The organism is Enterobacter cloacae complex sp. GF14B (assembly GCF_004136805.1).
Taxonomy (GTDB): Bacteria; Pseudomonadota; Gammaproteobacteria; order Enterobacterales; family Enterobacteriaceae; genus Enterobacter; species Enterobacter hormaechei_C.
Genome location: NZ_QFRV01000120.1, coordinates 1 through 8206, shown reverse-complemented (window position 1 = coordinate 8206; position 8206 = coordinate 1). Strand labels below are relative to the sequence as shown.

Genomic DNA, 8206 nt, shown 5'->3' with positions numbered 1-8206 from the left:
AGGCGCAGGTGCAGAGCGCGCTTGACCTGGTGGCGCTCTACAAAGCCCTCGGCGGCGGCTGGGAGCCGTATCAGCAGGTGCGGCTGCCAGACTACAGCGTCTTTGGCGACGCCCCGCGCGGATAATCTTTTAACAGCGATGACTCTGGCCGGATCCGCGCAGCGAATCCGGCCTTTTTATTGGGCGCGAAATAAATATTTTGACCGGACAAATTTAAGCATTATTTAGCCAACATCAGGTTAATGACTGGCACAATAATTCCGTTCTTACTTACTTAAGGGAACTAAGAATGAGTTGGAATAAAGATGTTGCTATTTCACACCTCCGGTCACACGCTCTTGGTCGTTCGCATAACGAATGTGCGACTTTTACCAGAGAGGCTATAGCGGCAGGCGGCATTCGTCTGGAGAGAACGCTAAACGCAAAAGATTATGGGCCATCATTATTGCGGGCGGGATTTCGTGAAGTCCAGCCGGGTTCAACATTATTGAGCGGTGATGTCGCAGTGATCCAACCTTATCCGGGAGGAAACTCCAGTGGGCATATGACAATGTATGATGGGACACAATGGATCTCCGATTTCCGACAGCGCAGCATGTACCCTGGTCCAGGGTATCGCGCAGCTCAACCGACTTTCAAAATATACAGGATGAATTGATGCGAGCCGCAATAGTGTTAGGCGTATGCTTGCTCTCAGCTTGCTCAGTTAAGCCGGAACAGAGCGCGCCGACGCGAGTACATTCTTTTTACGCCACGTATCTCATGTCACTTACAAGTAGCGACAATGAATATTCGCCGTCTGATCTGCGCGTATATGTCTCTGCTGACACGATTAAGAGACTGGATGATATAGAGTCGATACCCGAACAAGACCTGCTTGGATCTGATTACTTCGCTTATGCGCAGGACTATGATCCCGCCTGGGTGTCGGCGTTAAATGTCGGGCCAGCCAAATCGTTTATGGGAGGTGAGGTTATGCCAGTCTGGATCGGGAGAGAAAACGGCGGAAAAGTAGAGTTGCAGGTATTCGTTCGTCGTGAGGCTGGCGCATGGAAGATATACAGGGTTCGTGATGTCACCGACAACTATGAGCATCCCATATTCAATGCCGGAGCAATTGCCCAGGCAAAAGTTGCAGCCGAAAGCGGGCTTTAAACGTTAAACAGGAACTTAGCCTCGGCAACTGCCGGGGCTTTTTATTTCCATCAACCTCACAAAAAACGATCCACACCTTTGATCGACATTTCATCTTCGCCTATATGACTAGTCATGAAATTTAAATGACTAGTCATATTAGGAGCAACCATGAACAAATCACTGCCAGCCAACTTTTTATGGGGCAACTCGGTATCCAGCATGCAGACGGAAGGGGCCTGGAATGAGGGCGGGAAGGGGATGTCGGTGTATGACATTCGGGAAGCCGGTGAAAACATCTCTGACTGGAAAGTGGCGACCGACTCCTACCACCGCTACCGGGAAGATTTCGACCTGATGCAGGATCTGGGCATGAACTGCTACCGCTTCCAGATCTCCTGGAGCCGCATCTGCCCGCAGGGTGACGGCGAGTTCAACGACGAGGGCATCGCCTTTTACGACCGCTTTATTGACGATTTGCTCGCCCGCGGTATCGAGCCGATGGTCTGTCTCTACCACTTCGATATGCCGCTGGCGCTGGCGCAGGAGTACAACGGCTTCAACGATCGCCGCGTGGTGGACGCCTTTATCCGCTACGGCAAAAAGATGATCGACTGCTTCGCTGACCGGGTGAAGTACTGGCTGACCTTCAACGAGCAGAACATTTTCCATATGCCGGAAGCTTTTCGCATTTCCGGTTACATGAAAGGTGAGCAAACCCTGCGCGAGCTGTATGAGCTTCAGCACCATGCGATGGTGGCGCACATGACTCTGACCGAATACCTGCACCAGACTAAGCCGGGCAAGCTGATGGGCGGCATGCTGGCGCACCAGCTGATTTATCCGGCCACCTGCAAACCGCGCGATATCTTCTGCGCCCAGCAGTACGACGAATTCCTCAACCAGAACCTGCTGCGCGTCTTCGCGGGCCAGGGCTACAGCCCGGCGGTAATGGCGGTGGTGGAGCAGGAGGGCTTCGGCGATATCTACCGCGCAGACGATCTCGCGCTGTTTGCGCGCACGAAGAACGACTTTATGGCCTTCAGCTACTACGCCAGCAAAACGCTGGACAGCGATGCCATCCCGGAAGGCACGCCGGTTAACTATTACCTGCTGCACGGCGAGAAAAACAATCCGTACCTGAAGGCCACCGAGTGGAACTGGCAGATCGATCCGCTGGGCTTTCGCACCATCATCACCCGCTACGCCAACGACTGGCGGATGCCGGTATTCCCGATTGAGAACGGTATTGGGGTGATTGAGTCCTGGGATGGCGTGAATCCGGTTGAGGACACCTACCGCATCGACTACCACCGGGCGCACATCGAGGCGATGAAAGCGGCAATATTCGAGGATGGGGCAGAGGTGATGGGCTATCTCGGCTGGGGGTTGATTGACATTCTCAGCTCGCAGGGTGACATGCGCAAGCGCTACGGCGTGGTCTACGTCAACCGTGAAAATCACGACCTGAAAGACCTGAAGCGCGTGCCGAAGAAGAGCTACGCGTGGTTAAAACAGGTTATCCATACTAACGGACGCGAGATGTAAGCCGTACGCTGCCGGGCCGTTTTTGTGACTGATTAATGGGAACACTCCGCTATGTCTGAAACAAAAATAACACCGCACATGCAGTCTTTTGTCGATAAATTTGTAGAGTTCTCGGCGCGCCTGGCAAACCAGGTGCATCTTCGCTCCCTTCGCGATGCCTTCGCCACGGTAATGCCGATTTTCATCCTTGCCGGTCTGGCGGTGCTGGTGAATAACGTGGTGTTCCCGTGGATTTTTGCGGGCGACACGCTTACGCAGTTTAAGGTGTGGGGCGAGGCGATTATCAACGGCACGCTGAACATCGCCGCGCTGCTGCTGGCCCCGATGATCGCCTGGTCGCTGGCGCGCAACAAAGATTTCGACAATCCGGTCTCGGCAGTGGTTATCGCCGTCAGCAGTTTCATTATCATGATGCCGATGCGCTTACAGATTACCCCCGTCGGCAGCGACGCCACGGTGAACGTCACCCAGGTTCTGACGTTCGCCAATATTGGCTCCACCGGGATTTTCGCCGGGGTGCTGATTGGGCTGCTCTCAACCGAGCTGTTTATCGCCATTTCACGGCTGAAGGCGCTGCACATTTCGCTCGGGGAGAACGTACCGCCAGCGGTGAGCAAATCCTTTACCGCGCTGATCCCGACGATCCTCACGCTCTCCCTGTTTGCGGTGCTGGCGGCCATACTGGCGAACGTGCTGCACACGGATCTGATCCATCTCATTACGACATTTATTCAGCAGCCGCTGCGGTTGATCAACACCAGTCTGCCCGGGACGATTTTCATCTACAGCTTCGGTAACTTCCTGTTCACGCTCGGTATTCATCAGTCGGTGGTCAACAGCGTGGTGCTGGAGCCGTTCCTGCTGATCAATACCAATGAGAATATGCTGGCCTTCGCCAACGGCCAGCCGATCCCGCACATCATCAACAACATCTTTGTGCCGACCTTTGGCATGGTGGGCGGGACGGGCAGCACAATCTCATTGCTGATCGCTATCTTCATCTTCTCAAGACAGAAATCAGCGAAGCAGGTGGCGCGTCTGTCGCTGGCGCCGGGTCTGTTTAACATCAACGAGCCGGTGATTTTCGGCCTGCCGATAGTCTTTAACCTACCGCTGATGATCCCGTTTGTGCTGCTGCCTGCTATCGGGATTTACTTTGCGTGGCTCTGTACCACGCTGGGGTTCATGTCGCGCTGCGTGGTGATGATCCCGTGGACGACCCCGCCGATCCTCAGCGCCTGGCTGGCGACGGCGGGGGACTGGCGGGCGGTGGTGGTGCAGTTGGCAATCATCGTATTTGGTGTATTCTTCTACCTGCCTTTCCTAAAGGTGGCCGAGCGAGTGGCCTTGAAAAACAGCGGGATAGAAAACTAACTGAAAGGAAGGAAGATGGCGGCGAAGTACATCACCATAGCGCGGGAAATTAAGAAACGCATTATTACCCAGCAGTACGCCGCCAATGAACCGCTGCCGGACCAGTTCGCGCTGGCGGCGGAGTTCAGCACCAGCCGGATGACCATTCAGCAGGCGATGCGCCAGCTGATCGTTGAAGGGCTGGTCTATACCCGACAGGGGCAGGGCACGTTCATCCGCAAAAATTTCCTCCAGCTTTCCCAGTGGGATCTCTCCGGCAGCGACTACTTCGGGGCGACCAAAACCTGGGAACATTTAGGCACGGTGACGAGCCAGGTGGTGCACTTCGAACTGCGCTTCCCGAACGAGAAAGAGCAGGCATCGCTGATGATAAATCCGGATACGCCGATCTATGACTTTATCCGTCTGCGTTTACTAAACGGTGAGCCGATGTCTCTGGACGCCACGGTAATGCCGCTCAATCTGGTCCCCGGTCTGAACAAAACCCATCTTGAAAGTTCGGTATTCCGGTATGTGCAGGAGACGCTGGGGCTGAAGATCATGGGATCGTATCGGGTGGTGCGGGCGCTGAAGCCCAGTGCGCTGGATATGCAGCACCTTGTCTGCGAGCCAACCGACCCGGTGCTGGAGGTAGAGCAGGTGATCTATCTGGAAGATGGTACGCCGCTGGAGTACGCCCATTGTCACTATCGCTATGACCATGGCGGTATCGTTATCGTGAATAACGGATAAAAAAAAGCGGACTTCAAGGTCCGCTTTTTTAATTATCACGATTAGTTTAAACGCACCGGCATACCGGAACGGTTCTGAATCGCCTGGTCAACGATGGTCGTGTCAACATCCGCCTGAGAGGTAACGGATTGCACCGCGCTGGTCAGCTTAATCGGTACGATTTCGTTGTTGTTGATCTGATCTTCGCTGGTGGACAGCGGGTTATGCACTTCAATGTAACGGCTGCCGTCCGGCTCTGACGTCGCTTTCACCGGTTCGTTAATGAACTGCACGCGCGTACCAACCGGCACGTTATCGAACAGGAATTTGATGTCTTCATTACGCAGACGCACGCAGCCGTGGCTTACGCGCAGGCCGATACCGAAGTTGGCGTTTGTACCGTGGATGGCATACAGACGACCAATGTACAGCGCGTACAGACCCATCGGGTTATCCGGGCCGGCAGGCACAACGGCTGGCAGCGGTTCACCGGCAGCAATGTACTCAGCGTGCATTTTGGCGGTCGGCGTCCAGGTTGGGCCCGCTTTCTTACGCTCCACTTTGGTGGTCCAGTTCAGCGGGGTGTCTTTACCCAGCTGACCGATACCGATAGGCAGAACGATCACGGTGTTGGTGCCTTTCGGGTAGTAATACAGACGCATTTCGGCGCTGTTAATTACGATACCTTCGTGCACGGTATCCGGCAGGATCAGCTGCTGTGGAATGTTGAGTACGGTACCCGCTTTCGGCAGATACGGGTCAACGCCCGGGTTCGCTTCCAGCATGTTAGACAGGCCGAGCTGATACTGCGCCGCGAAGTATTCCAGCGGCTGAGTGTTACCTTCCGGCACCGTCACCACCTGGTTTTCACCCACCAGACGGCTTCCGTCTGTCGGCAGGGGATACGTCACCGCAGACGCGGTCTTACAAAAACCTACTACGGCTAACGCCGCCGCAAAAAGCGTTGTTAATTTCATGTTCATGTTATGCGAGGTATCTAAGCCATTCTGGCGATGAGTTGATAAGTCTGAATCAGTAATGGGAGCGCATTATATGTGCATTCCCGTTAACTGGGAATTCAGATGTGTACGAAATCACATTTTTTTCGATTTTGTTAAAGTTTAGTGGATTACCGCAACACGGGATCTCAATTCGGAATTGTGGCATAATGCCGCGTTTATCACACTTTTCGCAGGAATCTCTCCGTGTTAGTTACCAGCAACGTCACTATGCAGTTTGGCAGTAAGCCGCTGTTCGAAAATATTTCCGTCAAATTTGGCGGCGGCAACCGTTACGGCCTGATTGGTGCCAACGGTAGCGGAAAATCCACCTTTATGAAGATCCTCGGCGGTGACCTGGAGCCAACGCTCGGTAACGTGTCGCTCGACCCTAACGAGCGCATCGGTAAGCTGCGTCAGGATCAGTTCGCCTTCGAAGAGTTCACCGTGCTCGACACCGTGATCATGGGGCATGCGGAGCTGTGGGAAGTGAAGCAGGAGCGCGATCGTATATACGGTCTCGCTGAGATGAGCGAAGAAGACGGTTACAAAGTGGCCGACCTGGAAACGCAATACGGCGAAATGGACGGCTACTCTGCGGAAGCGCGTGCGGGCGAGCTGCTGCTGGGCGTCGGCATTCCGGTTGAACAGCATTACGGCCCGATGAGCGAAGTTGCGCCAGGCTGGAAGCTGCGTGTGCTGCTGGCTCAGGCGCTGTTCTCTAACCCGGACATCCTGCTGCTCGACGAACCAACGAACAACCTGGACATCGACACCATCCGCTGGCTGGAGCAGACGCTCAACGACCGCGACAGCACCATGATCATCATCTCGCACGACCGTCACTTCCTGAACATGGTCTGTACGCACATGGCGGATCTGGACTACGGCGAGCTGCGCGTCTATCCGGGCAACTATGACGAGTACATGACCGCCGCCACCCAGGCGCGCGAGCGTCTGCTGGCGGACAACGCCAAGAAGAAAGCGCAGATTGCGGACCTGCAGTCCTTCGTTAGCCGCTTCAGCGCTAACGCCTCTAAGTCGCGTCAGGCGACCTCGCGTGCGCGTCAGATCGACAAAATCAAGCTGGAAGAGGTTAAAGCCTCCAGCCGTCAGAACCCGTTCATCCGCTTCGAGCAGGATAAGAAGCTGTTCCGTAACGCGCTGGAAGTGGAGGCCCTTACCAAAGGCTTCGATGAAGGCCCGCTGTTTAAAAACTTCAACCTGCTGCTGGAAGTGGGCGAGAAGATTGCCATCCTCGGCGCCAACGGCGTGGGTAAATCCACTATGCTGAAAACCCTGGTGGGTGAACTGCAACCGGACAACGGAACCGTGAAATGGTCTGAAAACGCGCAGATTGGTTACTACGCGCAGGACCATGAATATGAATTCGAAAACGATCTGACTGTCTTCGACTGGATGAGCCAGTGGAAGCAGGAAGGCGACGATGAGCAGGCGGTACGCAGCATTCTGGGGCGTCTGCTGTTCAGCCAGGACGACATCAAAAAGCCCGCCAAAGTGCTCTCCGGTGGTGAAAAGGGCCGTATGTTGTTCGGCAAGCTGATGATGGAAAAACCGAATATTCTGGTGATGGACGAACCGACTAACCACCTGGATATGGAATCGATCGAATCCCTGAACATGGCGCTGGAGATGTATCAGGGCACCCTGATCTTCGTCTCTCACGACCGTGAGTTCGTCAGCTCGCTGGCGACCCGCGTGATCGAAATTACGCCAGAGCGCGTGGTGGACTTCACCGGTAACTACGAAGATTACCTGCGCAGTAAAGGTATCGAGAGTTAAAAAATAGCCGGGTGGCGGCTTCGCCTTACCCGGCCTACATTTTATCCCCTCTCCCTGTGGGAGAGGGTTAGGGTGAGGGCTACAGGCCGCACTACACCACCCACTCGCCCCCTTCAACTCCATTCACCCGCAGCGTACGTTTTTCCCCCGCCGGTAATGATACCTTCAGCGCCTTCCATGCCGGACGATAGCCGCCGCGAGCGTTCACCTTCAGGTTGATGGTTGCGCCATCACACACCATTTCCCATTCCACCCACAGCGCATTGCCGTTCAGGTAGCCCCAGCTTTCACCGTCGTCTTCAAACAGCAGCCCCGAGGTTGTGCCGACGCCTTTCACCGGGAACAGCTTCAGCTCACGGGTATCGTCTTTATCGGCGCTCACGTGACGGATGCGCTCGCTGAGCGGCAGACCGGCCCCGGCGCGCACCAGCAGCGGCAGTTTTTCCAGCGGCGCATCAAGGACGATCGCTTGCCCGCCCGCATACCACGCGTGGGTGTAAAAATCGTACCAGCCGGTTTCGTTATCCGGCAGCCAGACGCGGCGCTCGCGCTGCCCGGCTTCGACGACGCTGGCGACCAGCAGGTCGCGGCCCAGCAGGAAGTCGTCGCACTCTTTGAAGGTTTGCGCATCGTGCTCG

Annotated in this window: 8 protein-coding genes; 6 read left to right on the top strand and 2 right to left on the bottom strand. The window is 55.2% G+C overall.

Features of this window, described 5'->3' with window-relative positions; all coding sequences use genetic code 11:
* Nucleotides 1-289 precede the first annotated feature (289 nt).
* The 5 genes from DD606_RS22885 (at nt 290) to DD606_RS22865 (ending at nt 4788) form a co-directional block, all read left to right on the top strand.
* Entirely contained in the window at nt 290-658 is a 369-nt protein-coding gene (locus DD606_RS22885; protein WP_129259203.1) for an NlpC/P60 family protein, read from the top strand.
* Nucleotides 568-1155, top strand: coding sequence for a YbjP/YqhG family protein (locus tag DD606_RS22880; RefSeq protein WP_306768321.1), 588 nt, complete (start codon nt 568-570; stop codon nt 1153-1155). Before DD606_RS22885 ends, DD606_RS22880 begins: the two co-directional genes overlap by 91 nt.
* 150 nt (nt 1156-1305) lie before the next feature.
* Nucleotides 1306-2682 (top strand): glycoside hydrolase family 1 protein, encoded by a 1377-nt coding sequence (locus DD606_RS22875; RefSeq protein ID WP_045894927.1) that lies wholly within the window; start codon nt 1306-1308, stop codon nt 2680-2682.
* A 51-nt stretch (nt 2683-2733) separates the two neighbouring features.
* On the top strand, nt 2734-4056 hold the full coding sequence (locus tag DD606_RS22870; protein WP_023324365.1) for a PTS sugar transporter subunit IIC: 1323 nt from the start codon (nt 2734-2736) through the stop codon (nt 4054-4056).
* Between the two features lie 15 nt (nt 4057-4071).
* Complete coding sequence (locus tag DD606_RS22865; RefSeq protein ID WP_015571043.1) at nt 4072-4788, top strand: GntR family transcriptional regulator; 717 nt, start codon at nt 4072-4074, stop codon at nt 4786-4788.
* Nucleotides 4789-4829: 41 nt separating this feature from the next.
* Here the strand turns inward: DD606_RS22865 and ldtB are convergent, their stop codons facing one another.
* Nucleotides 4830-5750 carry a L,D-transpeptidase gene (gene ldtB, locus DD606_RS22860; RefSeq protein ID WP_003858435.1) on the bottom strand — a complete coding sequence of 307 codons (921 nt, stop codon included), beginning with the start codon at nt 5748-5750 and terminating at the stop codon, nt 4830-4832.
* 222 nt (nt 5751-5972) lie between these two features.
* Between ldtB and DD606_RS22855 the strand changes: the two genes are divergently transcribed.
* The gene (locus DD606_RS22855; RefSeq protein ID WP_003858434.1) at nt 5973-7568 is read left to right on the top strand and encodes an ABC-F family ATPase; all 1596 of its coding nucleotides are present in this window, start codon (nt 5973-5975) and stop codon (nt 7566-7568) included.
* Between the two features lie 91 nt (nt 7569-7659).
* Here the strand turns inward: DD606_RS22855 and DD606_RS22850 are convergent.
* A partial coding sequence (locus DD606_RS22850) for a DUF5110 domain-containing protein (RefSeq protein WP_129259201.1) occupies nt 7660-8206 on the bottom strand: 547 nt, incomplete at its 5' end.

Coding starts and splice junctions, on each gene's coding strand:
- DD606_RS22885 (WP_129259203.1), top strand. CDS start 290: ATGAGTTGGAATAAAGATGTTGCTATTTCACACCTCCGGTCACACGCT.
- DD606_RS22880 (WP_306768321.1), top strand. CDS start 568: ATGGATCTCCGATTTCCGACAGCGCAGCATGTACCCTGGTCCAGGGTA.
- DD606_RS22875 (WP_045894927.1), top strand. CDS start 1,306: ATGAACAAATCACTGCCAGCCAACTTTTTATGGGGCAACTCGGTATCC.
- DD606_RS22870 (WP_023324365.1), top strand. CDS start 2,734: ATGTCTGAAACAAAAATAACACCGCACATGCAGTCTTTTGTCGATAAA.
- DD606_RS22865 (WP_015571043.1), top strand. CDS start 4,072: ATGGCGGCGAAGTACATCACCATAGCGCGGGAAATTAAGAAACGCATT.
- ldtB (WP_003858435.1), bottom strand. CDS start 5,750: ATGAACATGAAATTAACAACGCTTTTTGCGGCGGCGTTAGCCGTAGTA.